The organism is Streptomyces sp. NBC_01197 (assembly GCF_036010505.1).
Taxonomy (GTDB): Bacteria; Actinomycetota; Actinomycetes; order Streptomycetales; family Streptomycetaceae; genus Streptomyces.
Genome location: NZ_CP108569.1, coordinates 6,786,612 through 6,799,616, shown reverse-complemented (window position 1 = coordinate 6,799,616; position 13,005 = coordinate 6,786,612). Strand labels below are relative to the sequence as shown.

Here is a 13,005-nt window from a genome sequence, read left to right as displayed (position 1 = left end):
AGGTGCCGCCGGTTTCAGATGTCGCCGTACGCCTCACTGCCGAGTTCCAGCGATGCGGCCCCTGCCGTACTGTCGGCGAGCCAGGCCCGGAAGCCCGCGACATCCGCGTCCGGCAGTGCGATGCCGATCGTCACCGCCTCCGCGTAACGGACCTCGCGCACGACGCGGCCGGTGGCCCGCAGGTCGTTCTCCAGCTTGCCCGCCCGCTGGTGGTCGACGGTGACCGTGGCCAGCCGGTAGCGCTGCCTGACGACGGTGCCCAGCTCGTCCAGGGCCTCTCCGACAGCTCCTCCGTAGGCCCGGATCAGCCCGCCCGCTCCGAGCTTCACCCCGCCGAAGTAGCGGGTGACGACGGCGACGGCGTACCGCACCTCGCGTCGCAGCAGCATCTGGAGCATCGGCACACCGGCGGTCCCGCCGGGCTCACCGTCGTCGCCGGCCTTCTGTACGGAGGCGTCGGCGCCGATGACGTACGCGAAGCAGTGATGGGACGCGCCGGGGTGCTCCCTGCGGACGCGTACGAGGAAGGCCTGCGCCTCCTCCTCGGTCGCGGCGGGTGCCAGTGCGCAGATGAAGCGCGATCTGCTGACCTCGGTCTCGTGCACACCCTCGCGGGCGACTGTCCGGTACTGCTCCTGCATCGGGCCAGCCTATGCGGCCCTGCGGGAACAGTCCTGGCCGGTACTCCGTTGTCCGGTCATGTACGCAGACTCGGACACCATCCGCAAGATCCTCACCACGACCGGCGACACCTGGGCGGTGGTGGGTCTCTCGAACAACAGGGGGCGGTCGGCGTTCGGCGTGGCCGGGGTGCTCCAGCGCTACGGCAAGCGCGTCGTGCCGGTCCATCCCAAGGCGGAGACGGTCCACGGCGAGCAGGGGTACGCGTCGCTCTCCGACATCCCGTTCCCGGTCGACGTGGTCGATGTCTTCGTCAACAGTGATCTGGCGGGCGCGGTCGCCGACGAGGCGGTGGCCATCGGCGCCAAGGCCGTCTGGTTCCAGCTCGGAGTGATCGACGAGGCGGCGTACGGGCGGGTGCGGGAGGCCGGACGTGACATGGTCATGGACCGGTGCCCGGCCATAGAGCTCCCGGCTCTGGGCTGACCGGCCCCGCCGGGACCGACAGCAGTCCCGGCTTGCCTCAGCCGCCCAGCCCCTCGATGACGACCGCGCCCGGCAGCCCGGCGAACGCCTTGCCGGGAACGATCAGCTTGCCCCTGCGGCTGCCGCTGCCGACCAGCACCCATTCCAGGTCCACCACGGCGGAGTCCACGAGCAGCGGCCAGGCGGCGGGCAGTCCGACCGGAGTGACCCCGCCGTACTCCATGCCGGTCTCGCCGGTTGCCGTGCCCATGGGCGCGAAGGACGCCTTGCGCGCGCCGAGTCGCCTGCGGACGGCGCCGTTCACGTCGAGGCGGGTGCGGGAGAGCACCAGGCAGGCGGCGAGCGAGGTCTCTCCGCCGCGCTTGCCGGCGACGACGACACAGTTCGCCGAGACGTCGAGCAGCTCAGGGCCGTAGTGCGCCACGAAGGCAGCGGTGTCGGCGATCTCCGGGTCGCTGTCCACGTAGATCAGCTCCTGGACCGGGACGTCCCCCTGCCAGTGCCGCACGGCGTCGGCGACCGGTGCGGTGAGCAGGTCCAGGCAGTCCCGGGCGTGGCGGACATCCTCGAAGGTACCGATGGGAGCGCGCATACGGCTCACGCTAACAGCCGCCGCGCGTACCCCGGTTCGGCCTGCCGCACACCCGTTCCGCCCGGGGCGGCGAGCCGGGGAGAGCAGGCCGGGCCCCCTCAGGGACCACCGGCGGGCCGGACTACGGGCGCTGCCGGCCGACCGGCGGGATGGAGACCGCCATCGTCATCTCGACCGTCTCCGTGCCCTCGTTGCGGTAGGCGTGCTCCACATTGGCCTCGAAGGTCGCCGAGGTCCCGGCCGGTAGGGAGTGCGCCACCCCGTCGGCGACCAGCGTGAGTTCACCAGCGGTGACGTGGAGAAGCTCCACCGTCCCCGGCGGGTGCGCGTCCGATGCGCTGCCCTCACCGGGCATCAGCCGCCAGGCCCACATCTCCAGCGGACCGCGCGTCTCGTCGCCGACGAGCAGAACCGTGTGGCTGCCCGCCTCCGTACCCCACATACGGACCGCCTGGTCGGCCGGGACGATTCTGACCTGCGGTCCCTGCTCGTAGTCGAGGAGCGTGGTGATGCTGACCCCGAGGGCGTCCGCGAGCTTCACCGTGGTGCCGACACTGGGGTTCGTCCGGGCCTGCTCGATCTGGATGATCATGCCTCGGCTGACCCCCGCACGGGCCGCCAGCGCGTCGAGCGTGAAACCCCGCTCGCCGCGCCAGCGCTTGAGGTTCCGGGCGAGCGACTGCGTGAGCTGGTCGAAGTCCGACACGTTCCGTCCATTATTCGGGCCGTCCATTATTTTGGATGACAGAGTTCAATATCCTGCACTACCGTGTGGTGCACTCACCGATTCACCGCACTGTACTGCGAGGCCCTCATGACTGCCCTCTTCGCCCTGGCGACCAGCCTGCTGTGGGGGCTGGCCGACTTCGGCGGCGGACTCCTCACCCGGCGGATACCCGCCCTGACGGTGGTCGTCGTCTCGCAGACGGTGGCGGTGGTGGTGCTCGGCTCGATCGTGGTGGCCACCGGCGGCTGGAGTGAATCCGGCCCGCAGCTCTGGTTCGCCGTGGCGGCCGGCGTGGCGGGGCCGGTGGCGATGCTCAGTTTCTACAAAGCTCTGGCACTCGGGCCGATGGGCGTGGTGTCACCGCTCGGCTCACTCGGTGTCGTCGTCCCGGTCGGCGTCGGGCTGGTGCTCGGTGAACGGCCCGGCCTGCCGCAGTTCGCCGGGATCGCGGTGGCCCTCGCGGGCGTGGTGCTCGCGGGCGGGCCCGAGCTGCGGGGAGCGCCCGTGCAGCGGCAGGCGGTCGCGCTGACGCTGGTCGCCGCCGTGGGCTTCGGCACGGTGATGTCCCTGATCTCCGAGGCGTCCACCACCGTCACCGGCCTCTTCCTCGCCCTGTTCGTCCAGCGCGTCGCCAATGTGGCGGTCGGCGGGACGGCCCTGTACGTCTCGGTACGGCGCGGGACGCGTGCGCTGCCCGAGGGCGGTGGGGCGGGGCTGATCCTGCGGTCGCTGCCGGCGCTCGCCTTCGTCGGCCTCGCCGATGTGGCGGCCAACGGCACCTACTCGCTCGCGGCCCACTCGGGACCGGTCACTGTCGCCGCCGTGCTGGCCTCCCTCTACCCGGTGATCACGGCGCTGGCGGCGCGCGGATTCCTCAAGGAGCGTCTGCGCGCGGTACAGGCCGCGGGGGCGGGGCTCGCGCTGGTGGGGACGGTACTGCTCGCGACCGGCTGACGAAGAGGCGCGGGGAGCCCGAGCGGTCAGGAAACGTCCGGCTCCAGGCTGCCGAGGGCGAGCAGCTGCTCCGGGGTGACGCCCGCCGGTATGGGCACGGGGGCGGGTGTACGCAGCGGGGGCTGCCACCCGTTCTCCGCGTCCCAGCTCCGTACGATCCGCGCGGGCGCTCCGGCGACCACCGCGTGGTCGGGCACCTCGCCGCGTACCACCGCGCCCGCCGCGACCACGACATTGCGGCCGAGCCGGGCGCCCGGCAGGATGACCGCGCCGGTCCCGAGCCAGCATCCTGGCCCGATGACCACGGGCTCGGTCCGCGGCCACTGCTTGCCGACGGGCTCGTGCGGATCGTCGTAACTGTGGTTCGTGGACGTGATGTAGACGTACGGGCCGCAGTAGGTGTCCGATCCGACGGTGACCCTGGTGTCGGCGATCACATGGCTGCCTCGCCCGAGCACGACACCGTCGCCCAGCGTCAGGATCGGCTCGGGTCCGAGGTCCAGATCGGGCATCATCCCGGCCGTGAGCGTGACCTGTTCACCGATGATGCAGTGGTCACCCAGCTCGATCCAGGGTTCACCGAAGACGGCGCCCTGCGGAAAGGCGAGTCTCGTTCCGGCGCCGATCCGGCGGAAGCGCAGCTTCCCCGGCCGTTCCGCCGTCACCGCGCCCGCCCGCTGCACCCACTGCCATCCGGCGTGCAGTGCACGGGATGTCAGCGATGAGAACGTGTTTCTGTTCCGGGCCACCCCCACACCGTACTCAGCGGGCCGGGCGGCGATCAGAGGGGCGGACTGTGATCTTCGACCCAGCGTCGCTTACGGTGCCGGAGGGCGCGGCGCGCACCACATGGAGCAATCCCCGGTCCCGGTAGAGCGGGAAGCAAGGAGACAGCAGTGGCGGAGCAGTCCTTGATCAGCGGTGTCGGCGGCCGGCAGCCGGTGATCGACCCGCAGTCCTTCACGGCGCCGACGTCCGTCGTCATCGGCGATGTGACGCTGGCCGCCGGTTCCAGCGTCTGGTACCACACGGTGCTGCGGGCCGACTGCGGGCCGATCGTGGTCGGCGCCGACAGCAACATCCAGGACAACTGCACGGTGCATGTCGACCCGGGGTTCCCGGTCACGGTCGGCGAGCGGGTGTCCGTGGGGCACAACGCGGTACTGCACGGGTGCACGGTTGAGGACGACGTACTCGTCGGGATGGGCGCCACAGTCCTCAACGGAGCGCACATCGGGGCCGGTTCACTGATCGCCGCCCAGGCCCTCGTCCCGCAGGGGATGCGGGTCCCGCCCGGATCGCTGGTCGCCGGGGTCCCGGCGAAGGTCAAGCGCGAGCTGACCGACGAGGAGCGCGAGGGCATCAAGCTCAACGCGGCGATGTATCTGGAGCTGGTCAAGGGCCACCGCGAGGTGGGCTGAGCGCGCCACGTCCGGATGGCGGGGCCCGGCCGCCCGACGCTAGCCTGAAATCGCAGCCGTGCCGTGCGCGGCAGCCCTGCGACCAGGAGACGGATGTCCATGGGTGCGGACCGCACAGTGGATCAGCCGCCCGGACCGGGCCCCGGCGGTACGCCGCCGCTGCCCGCCGCACGGCGTGCCCGGCGCCACGGCCCGCTGCTCGGTCCGTGGCCGGTGCCGGGGGTGGTGTCACTCGGCGGCGTCGCCGGAGCGTCGGCCCGGTACGGCGCCGGGCTGCTCTGGCCAACCGCGGCCGGCGGTTTCCCCTGGACGACCCTGCTGGTGAATGTCGTGGGGTGCGCCGTGATCGGGGTGTTCATGGTGGTGATCACCGATGTGTGGGCGGCGCACCGGTTGGTGCGCCCGTTCTTCGGCACCGGGGTGCTCGGCGGATTCACCACGTTCTCCACCTGCGCGGTGGACGTCCAGCGGCTGGTGGACGGCGGCCACGCCCGTACCGGCCTGGCGTATCTCGGACTGACACTGCTCGCGGCTCTCGCAGCGGTGTGGAGCGCGGTGTGGGTGTCACGCCGCGCAGTGGCGTGGAGGCAGACATGACCGGGCCGAGCGGTACCGCCGCCCTGCGGGCGACCATCTTCGTCGGAGAGTCCGACCTCTGGCACCACAAGCCGGTGTACTCCGAGATCGTGCACAGGGCCCACCGCGCCGGACTGGCAGGTGCGAGTGTCTTCCGCGGCATCGAGGGCTTCGGTGCCTCGTCACTGATCCACACCCAGCGGCTGCTGTCGCTGAGCGAGGATCTGCCGGTGGCCGTGGTGATCGTGGACACCGCCGACAGGATCCGGGCGTTCCTGCCGCAGCTCGATGAGCTGATCACCGAGGGCATGGTGACTCTCGACGACTGCGAGGTCATCCACTACCCGCGCGGGCAGCCGGAACGCTGAGCCGCTGCCGTCCGTGACGACACGCCGGCCGCCGATTCAGTCGGCGGGTACGGATTCCGGCGTCTCGGCAGCCGCCTGGGCCTTGGCGTGCGCCTTCTTCGCCCGGTTCTTGATGATGAGCATCGAGGCCACGCCGATCACGGCGGCCACGGCCAGGCCCGCGTACGAGAAGTTCTTGAACCACGACTCGGCGACGACGCCCACGTAGTAGACGGCGGCGGTCGTGCCGCCGGCCCACAGGATGCCGCCGAGTGCGTTGGCCGTGAGGAACTTCCAGTACGGCATGTGCAGTACGCCGGCCAGCGGCCCGGCGAAGATCCGGAGCAGGGCGACGAAACGGCCGAAGAAGACCGCCCACATCCCCCACTTCTCGAAGGACCGCTCCGCCATGGCGATGTTGGCCCCGCTGAAGTGTCCGGGGAATTTTCGGCCGAGCCAGGCGATCAGCGGGCGTCCGCCCTTGCGCCCGATGGCGTACCCGATCGAGTCGCCGACGATCGCGCCCGCCGAGGCGCAGACGCCCAGTACGAGCGGGTCGATATGGCCCTGCTGGGAGGCCAGCAGGGCGGCGCTGACCAGGACGATCTCGCCCGGCAGCGGAATTCCGAGGCTCTCGACCCCGATGACCACCGCGACCAGCAGATAGATACTTATCGCCGGAATCGTCTCCAGCCACGCCTGGATGTGCAACGCCGGCCCCTGCCCTTCGAAGTACCCGTGCCTGCCGGGAGGCGCGCCCCCCGCGCCCCCCGCGCCGCCTGCTGGAAGCCTACCCGCTCGCCCGGCGACGGTCGCGAACAGCAGAGGGCGCCCCTGCCGCGCGGGGGCGCCCTGTCCAGCGGAAGCCGGGGCCCAGGAGCCGGCAGGCAGGTCAGCAGTCAGGAGTTCGGACGCAGGGTCCAGACCACCGTCATCTCACCGGTGACCGCCTCGTCCGCGCGCCGGAGCGCGATGTGGACCGGGAACTCGGGGCGCTCCCCGGCGTCCAGCTCCGCCACCACATCAGCCACCGGGCGGCCCAGTGTGGCGGTCGCGGTGACATCGCCCATGGCGAGCTTCTTGTAGTCGATCTCGGCGCGCACCGCGAGCGGCACGGCACGCGTCATCTGCTCGCCGAACGCCGCGATGACGATCGCGCCGCTCGCCGACTCCGCGAGGGTGAACATCGCGCCCGCGTGCGGGCCCCCGACGTGGTTGTGGAAGTCGGCCTGGTCCGGCAGCCGGACGACGGCCCGCTCCGGCGTCGTCTCGATGAAGTCGAGGTTGAGGGTCCTCGCCATGGGCACGGTGGCGGCGAGCAGTTCGCCTGCGGACATCTGGTCTGCGGTCATGGAACGGGAGGTTACCCGCGAGTAGCTCGCTTGGCCATCCCGGGGCGGGGGCGGCCGTAGCGACGTGGCCCTGTCACCTCTATGGTTACTCGCCATGTGGCCAGGACAGCAGCCGCCCGGGGGCGAGCAGAACCCGCAGGACCAGAATCCGAATCCCTATCAGCAGCCGGGGTACCAGCAGCCGAACCCTTATCAGCAGGGACAACCTCAGCCAGGACCTCCGCAGCAGGGAGCCCCCCAGGGTTACCAGCAGCCCAGTCCGTACCAGCAGCCGACGGTGCCTCAGTACGCGGTGGGAACGCCGCCCGGCGCGCCCCGCTCGCCCGAGGACAGGAAGAAGACGACGATCATCGCGATCATCTCCGCGACGGCGGTCGTCGCCGCCGCGGTGATCACCGGTGTGGTCGTGTTCAAGGGCGACGGCGACAAGGGCGGTACGGTCCAGGCCGGCAAGTCGCCGTCCCCCTCCGCGTCCGCGTCCACGGACCAGAAGAACCCGGTGCCCGCGCCCAACCCGCGCGCCGGTGGCGAGGCCCCCAAGGCGACGGTCGCCGGATGGAAGGTCGTCGTGAACCCGAAGTGGGGCACCGCCTTCGACGTGCCGCCGGAGTGGGAAGTGGCGTCCTCGGGCACGTTCAGCGGCTTCGAGGACGACAAGGGCAAGACGCTGGTCGGCCAGTCGGCGCCCGCCTTCTACAAGTCGAAGTGGTGCACGGAGGACTCCGACAAGGACGGTTACACGGAGGACACCGGGCTCGGCGGCGCGGGGACCAAGGGAGCGGACGGCGCCAAGAACACCCAGGACGTCGCCGAGAAGGAAGTGCCCTGGTGGGTCTACGGCGCGTACACCCAGCCGAACAGGAAGCTGGTGAAGACCTCCAAGGCGAAGCCGTACACGACCAGGTCCGGGGTCACGGGCAGCCTCGCCCGCGCCTGGGCGACCGGCGTCCCGAAGAAGTCCAAGTGCACCACCGACGGCCAGGCCATCACCTTCGGATTCAAGAACTCCGCGGGCGACTTCGTGGCGTTCTCGCTCTACAACAGCACCGGCGTCGCCGGGGCGATCCCCCAGTCGACGGTCGACAAGATCCTCAGCACGGTGCGGCTCGCGGGGAAGCCCACCGGAGCGAGCGACAGCTGAGACTCGGCCTGTGACGGAATCCGACCTAATCCGCCTGTTTACGCCCGATTTTCGGCGGATCGGTGTCGCGAATGCGTTTGGCATGGAGGAGCGGCGGCGGCGATAGTCCCAGAGTGACGTCTGCTGCCACCGCCCCTCCGCCCTCCCGCCGCCCCACGTGGGCCGGGCGCAACTACACCCTGCTCACGGCGGCCGCCGTGGTGACGAGCCTGGGCAGCAACGGAGCCCTGATCGCTTCGGCGTTCGCGGTGCTGGACACGGGTGGCGACAGCAGCGACGTAGGCCTGCTCGCGGCGGCGCGCACCTTGCCGCTCGTCCTCTTCCTGCTGATCGGCGGAGCGCTGGCCGACCGGCTGCCGCGCCACCGGGTGATGGTCGCGGCCAACGGCCTGAACTGCGTCTCCCAGGCCGCCTTCGCCGTCCTGGTCCTGACCGGCCACCCGCCGCTCTGGCAGATGATGGTGCTCACCGCGCTGTGCGGTATGGGCCAGGCGTTCTTCTCGCCCGCATCCGAGGGAATGCTGCTGTCCACCGTGCGGGGCGAGGAGGCAGGCCGGGCCTTCGCGTTCTACCGGATGGCCATGCAGGGCGCGGGGATCGGCGGCGCCGCGCTGGGCGGCGCGCTGATCGCCGCCATCGGACCGGGCTGGGTGCTCGCCGTCGACGCGGCGGCCTTCGCCGCCGCCGGGTCGCTCCGGGGCTTCCTCGACGTCAGCCATATCCCGCCGCGCGCACCGGGCGGCGGGATGCTCGCCGATCTGCGGGAGGGCTGGCGCGAGGTCATCGGGCGGCCCTGGCTGTGGAGCATCATTCTGCAGTTCGCCGTGGTCAACGCGGTCATAGGCGCCGCGGAGGCGGTGTACGGGCCGCTGGTCGCGCGGGACTCGCTGGGCGGCGCCGGTCCCTGGGGACTGTCCCTCGCCGCCTTCGGCGCGGGCACGGTCGGCGGTGCGCTGATCATGACGCGCTGGAAACCACGCCGGCTGCTGCTGACCGGGACGCTGTGCGTCTTCCCGCTGGCGCTGCCGTCGGCGGCGCTCGCCGTGCCGGTCCCGTTGGCCGCCCTGGTCGGCGTGATGTTCTTCAGCGGCGTACTGGTCGAGACGTTCGGCGTCTCCTGGATGACGGCGCTGCACCAGGAGATCCCTGAGGACAAGTTCTCCCGGGTCTCCGCCTACGACTGGCTCGGCTCACTGGCGATGCTCCCGCTGGCCACCGCGCTGGCGGGCCCCGCGGAGGAAGCGTTCGGACGGACCGCCTCGCTGTGGGGGTGTGCGGGGCTGGTGGCCCTGCTGACGGCCGCGGTGCTGTGTGTGCCCGACGTACGGAATCTGACGCGCCGGACGCCTGCGGACCGGACGGCCGCCGGCCTCGCGGCTTCGGGTACGGCCGCGACGGACACGGCTGCTGATGTCCTCACCCCGGAGCGCGTGCCCGGCGCCGGAACGTCAGCCGATGCTGAAAGCTCCGTCGGGCGGCTCGGGTGAGGCGACCGCGTCCGCGTCCGTGACCGGCCGGGCGCCAGCTGTGAACCGGGCCAGCGAGGCGCCGTGCTCGACCCGCGCCGGAAAGGCGTCCGATGCCATACGGCGGCTCAGCGCCGCGGTGTGCAGCTCGGTGTGCGAGGCGACGAGAACAGCGTTGCCGAAGCGCCGGCCGCGCAGCACGGCCGGCTCGGCGATGAGCGCGACCTCGGCGAACACCTGCGAGAATGCGGCGAGTTGGGTGCGCAGGAAGCCGAACGGCGCGCCGTCCGCGAGGTTCGCCGCGTAGACCCCGCCGTCGCGCAGCACCCGGGCGGCCGACCGCGCGTACTCGACGGATGTGAGGTGGGCGGGCACCCGGGAACCGCCGAAGACATCGGCGATCAGTACGTCGGCGGACGCCGCGGGCCTGCCCTCCAGCCAGGTCCGCGCGTCCATGGCGTGCACGGTGATCCCCGAGCCGTGCGGCAGGGGCAGTTCCTCGGCGACCAGCGCGAGCAGTCCCCGGTCCGCCTCCACCACCTCCTGCCGCGATCCCGGCCGGAGCGCCGCCACGTAGCGGGGCAGCGTGAGCGCTCCCCCGCCGAGGTGCACGACGTCGAGCGGGTCTCCGGGGCGGGCCGCGCAGTCCACGACGTGGCCGAGCCTGCGCACGTACTCGAACTCCAGGTACCCCGGGTCGTCCAGGTCCACATACGACTGGGGCGCGCCGTCGACCGTGAGCAGCCAGGCCCGCTCCCGGTCGACGTCGGGCAGGAGTCTCGCGGTGCCCTGGTCCACGTCCCGGATCACCGGTATCGCCTCGTTCACCGTCCCATTGTGCCGTCCGTGCCCCGGCGACCGGCGCGCGTCTCCCCCCGCGTACGGGGGACGGGCGCCGGGGCGGGCCGGTCATCTCCCGTCCCGGCGCCCGGACGGACCGGTTACACCCCGTCGCCGATGACCTCCGTGACGGTCCCGGCGCCGACCGTGCGGCCGCCCTCGCGGACGGCGAAGCCGAGCCCCGGCTCCAGCGGCACGTCACGGCCGAGTCCGACGGTCATGGTCACCGTCTCGCCGGGGCGGGCCACCGCGAGGCCCCCGAGGTCGACATCACCGACCACGTCAGCGGTACGGATGTAGAACTGCGGCCGGTACCCGGTGGAGACCGGAGTGGTCCGGCCGCCCTCGGCCGCCGACAGGACGTACACCCGCGCGGTGAACCGGCGTCGCGGCGTGACGCTGTCCGGCGCCGCCACCACATCGCCGCGGCGCACCGCGTCGCGTGGCACCCCGCGCAGCAGCAGGGCCACGTTGTCGCCCGCCTCGGCCTCCGCCATCGGCTTGCCGAAGGTCTCCAGGCCGGTGACGACCGTGCCGGCCGGGCCCGTTCCGGCGCCCAGCACCTGCACCCGGTCGCCGACGCGGATCCTGCCGCGCTCGACGGCGCCGGTGACGACGGTGCCGCGTCCGGTGATGGTGAGCACGTTCTCCACCGGGAGCAGGAAGGGCGCGTCGGTGTACCGCTCGGGCATCGGGACGTAGGTGTCCACCGCGTCGAGCAGGGCCTCGACCGAGGCCGTCCAGCGCGGGTCGCCCTCCAGCGCCTTCAGCCCCGACACCCGTACGACCGGGGCCGCGTCGCCGCCGTACCCGTGGGCGGAGAGCAGTTCGCGGACCTCCAGCTCGACCAGGTCGGTCAGCTCCTCGTCCCCCGCGTCCGCCTTGTTGAGGGCGACGACGATGTGGTCGACGCCGACCTGGCGGGCCAGCAGAACGTGCTCGGCGGTCTGCGGCATGACCCCGTCGAGCGCTGAGACGACGAGGATCGCCCCGTCGAGCTGGGCGGCGCCGGTGACCATGTTCTTGATGTAGTCCGCGTGTCCCGGCATGTCGACGTGGGCGTAGTGGCGGGTGTCGGTCTCGTACTCCACGTGCGTGATGTTGATGGTGATACCGCGCTGCGCCTCCTCCGGCGCCCGGTCGATCCGGTCGAACGAGACGAAGGAGGTACTGCTGTCCGCACGGTCGCTGAGCACCTTGGTGATGGCGGCGGTCAGAGTCGTCTTGCCGTGGTCGACGTGGCCCATGGTGCCGATGTTGAGATGGGGCTTGGTACGCACGTATGCCGTCTTGGGCATGGCCTTTTTCTTCCTCGCGAAATTCGGGAAATACCGAAGTGGCGGGACCCCCGGATCCGGCCGACCCTCCCCCTGCGGGGTCCGCCGGACAATCCGGGAAGGGTCAGCTTCGGGCGCCGCCGAGGGGCGCTGTGCCAACGGCCGCACGGTGAACGGCCGTTGTGGCCGGTGCGATGGGACCAAGGAGACCGGCAGCCTTCGGCGCGTCCGCGACTGCGGACGGCCCTGCGAGGAAGGCGTACCGGAACATGCCCCGATACTCCTCCGGGGCCGTCGGTACGTCGACCGGTTTTCCCGCTCGTGCGGAGATCCGTGGCGGCCCGCTCGTGCGGGGGCGGCCCGTGACGGGCCGTGAGCAGCCACGGAGCGCCCCCCGGGGCCGCCGGGAGCCCGGAACCATTACGACGATCACACCCGGGTATCGGTTACTCTCCCGGGATGCTGGAGTCCGCTGCCCGACCCTCCGCCGGCCTGACCGCGCGCTGCGTCAGAGCACTTGCCTCGCCGTGGTCCCGGCTCTCCCTGCTCGTGGTGGTGCTGGTGGCCGCGGCGACCCTGATGCTCCTCTTCCAGCCGCAGCGGCTGCTCGCGGCGGGCTGGCCGCCGCAACTCAGCGGTGTCTCCGCCGTCGTACTGTTCTCCGCCGCGTATGGCGCGTGCACGGCCGCCTTCGTACCCCGGCCGCTGCTGAATCTCGCGGCGGGCGCCCTCTTCGGCAGCCAGGCCGGCCTGGGCGCGGCCGTCGCCGGGACGGTGCTGGGGGCCGGTGTCTCCTTCGGTCTTGGACGGCTGCTCGGGCAGAGCGCGCTGCGGCCGATGCTGCGCGGGCGCTGGCTGACGGCGGTCGACGGGCAGTTGAGCAGGCACGGATTCCGCTCGATGCTCGCGCTGCGGCTCTTCCCCGGAGTGCCGTTCGCCGCCGCCAACTACTGCGCCGCGGTGTCCCGGATGGGGTGGCTGCCGTTCCTGCTGGCCACCGGGCTCGGGTCGGTCCCGAACACGGCGGCGTACGTGGTGGCGGGCAGCCGGGCGTCGTCGCCCACCTCACCGGCCTTCCTGGTCTCGATGGGCTTCATCGTGGTGTCCGGGGCGGGCGCCGCGTGGATCGGCTGGCGCAAGCGGCACCGGCTGCGCGGCCACTGACACCGCCCGGGGCCGCGGCGGGGGCAGTTGGCCGTCCGTAC

16 protein-coding genes are annotated in these 13,005 nt (G+C 71.8%); 8 read left to right on the top strand and 8 right to left on the bottom strand.

The features are described 5' to 3' along the window. Window positions 1-14: 14 nt before the first annotated feature. A complete protein-coding gene (locus tag OG452_RS31215) occupies window positions 15-641 on the bottom strand; it encodes a YigZ family protein (protein ID WP_327298888.1) in 627 nt (208 codons plus the stop codon). A 58-nt stretch (window positions 642-699) separates the two neighbouring features. On the opposite strand from OG452_RS31215, the gene OG452_RS31210 reads away from it, so the two are divergent. Further along, complete coding sequence (locus OG452_RS31210) at window positions 700-1,107, top strand: CoA-binding protein (RefSeq protein ID WP_327298887.1); 408 nt, start codon at window positions 700-702, stop codon at window positions 1,105-1,107. Between the two features lie 37 nt (window positions 1,108-1,144). Here OG452_RS31210 and OG452_RS31205 read toward each other — a convergent pair whose 3' ends face one another. Next, window positions 1,145-1,699 carry a YbaK/EbsC family protein gene (locus OG452_RS31205; RefSeq protein ID WP_327298886.1) on the bottom strand — a complete coding sequence of 185 codons (555 nt, stop codon included), beginning with the start codon at window positions 1,697-1,699 and terminating at the stop codon, window positions 1,145-1,147. A 121-nt stretch (window positions 1,700-1,820) separates the two neighbouring features. Further along, complete coding sequence (locus OG452_RS31200) at window positions 1,821-2,405, bottom strand: helix-turn-helix domain-containing protein (protein ID WP_327298885.1); 585 nt, start codon at window positions 2,403-2,405, stop codon at window positions 1,821-1,823. Window positions 2,406-2,513: 108 nt separating this feature from the next. Between OG452_RS31200 and OG452_RS31195 the strand changes: the two genes are divergently transcribed. Beyond that, window positions 2,514-3,380, top strand: coding sequence for a DMT family transporter (locus tag OG452_RS31195; protein WP_327298884.1), 867 nt, complete (start codon window positions 2,514-2,516; stop codon window positions 3,378-3,380). A gap of 26 nt (window positions 3,381-3,406) precedes the next feature. Here OG452_RS31195 and OG452_RS31190 read toward each other — a convergent pair whose 3' ends face one another. After that, complete coding sequence (locus OG452_RS31190) at window positions 3,407-4,129, bottom strand: acyltransferase (RefSeq protein ID WP_405559951.1); 723 nt, start codon at window positions 4,127-4,129, stop codon at window positions 3,407-3,409. A 147-nt stretch (window positions 4,130-4,276) separates the two neighbouring features. Between OG452_RS31190 and OG452_RS31185 the strand changes: the two genes are divergently transcribed. The 3 genes from OG452_RS31185 to OG452_RS31175 all read left to right on the top strand — a co-directional run bounded on the left by OG452_RS31185 (window position 4,277) and on the right by OG452_RS31175 (window position 5,745). Next, complete coding sequence (locus OG452_RS31185) at window positions 4,277-4,801, top strand: gamma carbonic anhydrase family protein (protein ID WP_327298882.1); 525 nt, start codon at window positions 4,277-4,279, stop codon at window positions 4,799-4,801. A 99-nt stretch (window positions 4,802-4,900) separates the two neighbouring features. Next, window positions 4,901-5,398, top strand: coding sequence for a fluoride efflux transporter FluC (locus OG452_RS31180; RefSeq protein WP_442810121.1), 498 nt, complete (start codon window positions 4,901-4,903; stop codon window positions 5,396-5,398). Beyond that, complete coding sequence (locus tag OG452_RS31175) at window positions 5,395-5,745, top strand: DUF190 domain-containing protein (protein WP_327298880.1); 351 nt, start codon at window positions 5,395-5,397, stop codon at window positions 5,743-5,745. The genes OG452_RS31180 and OG452_RS31175 overlap by 4 nt, the downstream gene beginning before the upstream one ends. Before the next feature lie 36 nt (window positions 5,746-5,781). On the opposite strand, the gene OG452_RS31170 is transcribed toward OG452_RS31175, so the two are convergent. Both OG452_RS31170 and OG452_RS31165 read right to left on the bottom strand, forming a co-directional pair. Next, window positions 5,782-6,435, bottom strand: coding sequence for a DedA family protein (locus OG452_RS31170; RefSeq protein WP_327298879.1), 654 nt, complete (start codon window positions 6,433-6,435; stop codon window positions 5,782-5,784). A gap of 188 nt (window positions 6,436-6,623) precedes the next feature. Next, a complete protein-coding gene (locus OG452_RS31165) occupies window positions 6,624-7,061 on the bottom strand; it encodes a DUF4442 domain-containing protein (RefSeq protein WP_327299845.1) in 438 nt (145 codons plus the stop codon). A 109-nt stretch (window positions 7,062-7,170) separates the two neighbouring features. Between OG452_RS31165 and OG452_RS31160 the strand changes: the two genes are divergently transcribed. Both OG452_RS31160 and OG452_RS31155 read left to right on the top strand, forming a co-directional pair. Continuing rightward, the gene (locus OG452_RS31160; protein WP_327298878.1) at window positions 7,171-8,217 is read left to right on the top strand and encodes a hypothetical protein; all 1,047 of its coding nucleotides are present in this window, start codon (window positions 7,171-7,173) and stop codon (window positions 8,215-8,217) included. A gap of 71 nt (window positions 8,218-8,288) precedes the next feature. Beyond that, window positions 8,289-9,704 carry an MFS transporter gene (locus OG452_RS31155; RefSeq protein ID WP_327298877.1) on the top strand — a complete coding sequence of 472 codons (1,416 nt, stop codon included), beginning with the start codon at window positions 8,289-8,291 and terminating at the stop codon, window positions 9,702-9,704. Here OG452_RS31155 and OG452_RS31150 read toward each other — a convergent pair. Continuing rightward, window positions 9,666-10,511, bottom strand: a complete 846-nt coding sequence (locus OG452_RS31150; RefSeq protein ID WP_327298876.1) for a spermidine synthase — start codon at window positions 10,509-10,511, stop codon at window positions 9,666-9,668. The two genes, OG452_RS31155 and OG452_RS31150, sit on opposite strands and share 39 nt — an antisense overlap. Before the next feature lie 113 nt (window positions 10,512-10,624). Then, window positions 10,625-11,821 carry an elongation factor Tu gene (tuf, locus tag OG452_RS31145; protein ID WP_327298875.1) on the bottom strand — a complete coding sequence of 399 codons (1,197 nt, stop codon included), beginning with the start codon at window positions 11,819-11,821 and terminating at the stop codon, window positions 10,625-10,627. A 438-nt stretch (window positions 11,822-12,259) separates the two neighbouring features. Here tuf and OG452_RS31140 point away from each other — a divergent pair, with 438 nt between their 5' ends. Further along, window positions 12,260-12,964, top strand: a complete 705-nt coding sequence (locus OG452_RS31140; protein WP_327298874.1) for a TVP38/TMEM64 family protein — start codon at window positions 12,260-12,262, stop codon at window positions 12,962-12,964. Window positions 12,965-13,005: the final 41 nt, after the last annotated feature.

What these genes read in the sequence shown, in the direction of transcription:
- OG452_RS31215 (WP_327298888.1), bottom strand. Translation starts at nt 641, where the DNA reads ATGCAGGAGCAGTACCGGACAGTCGCCCGCGAGGGTGTGCACGAGACC.
- OG452_RS31210 (WP_327298887.1), top strand. Translation starts at nt 700, where the DNA reads ATGTACGCAGACTCGGACACCATCCGCAAGATCCTCACCACGACCGGC.
- OG452_RS31205 (WP_327298886.1), bottom strand. Translation starts at nt 1,699, where the DNA reads ATGCGCGCTCCCATCGGTACCTTCGAGGATGTCCGCCACGCCCGGGAC.
- OG452_RS31195 (WP_327298884.1), top strand. Translation starts at nt 2,514, where the DNA reads ATGACTGCCCTCTTCGCCCTGGCGACCAGCCTGCTGTGGGGGCTGGCC.
- OG452_RS31180 (WP_442810121.1), top strand. Translation starts at nt 4,901, where the DNA reads ATGGGTGCGGACCGCACAGTGGATCAGCCGCCCGGACCGGGCCCCGGC.
- OG452_RS31175 (WP_327298880.1), top strand. Translation starts at nt 5,395, where the DNA reads ATGACCGGGCCGAGCGGTACCGCCGCCCTGCGGGCGACCATCTTCGTC.
- OG452_RS31165 (WP_327299845.1), bottom strand. Translation starts at nt 7,061, where the DNA reads ATGTCCGCAGGCGAACTGCTCGCCGCCACCGTGCCCATGGCGAGGACC.
- OG452_RS31160 (WP_327298878.1), top strand. Translation starts at nt 7,171, where the DNA reads ATGTGGCCAGGACAGCAGCCGCCCGGGGGCGAGCAGAACCCGCAGGAC.
- OG452_RS31155 (WP_327298877.1), top strand. Translation starts at nt 8,289, where the DNA reads ATGCGTTTGGCATGGAGGAGCGGCGGCGGCGATAGTCCCAGAGTGACG.
- tuf (WP_327298875.1), bottom strand. Translation starts at nt 11,821, where the DNA reads ATGCCCAAGACGGCATACGTGCGTACCAAGCCCCATCTCAACATCGGC.
- OG452_RS31140 (WP_327298874.1), top strand. Translation starts at nt 12,260, where the DNA reads ATGCTGGAGTCCGCTGCCCGACCCTCCGCCGGCCTGACCGCGCGCTGC.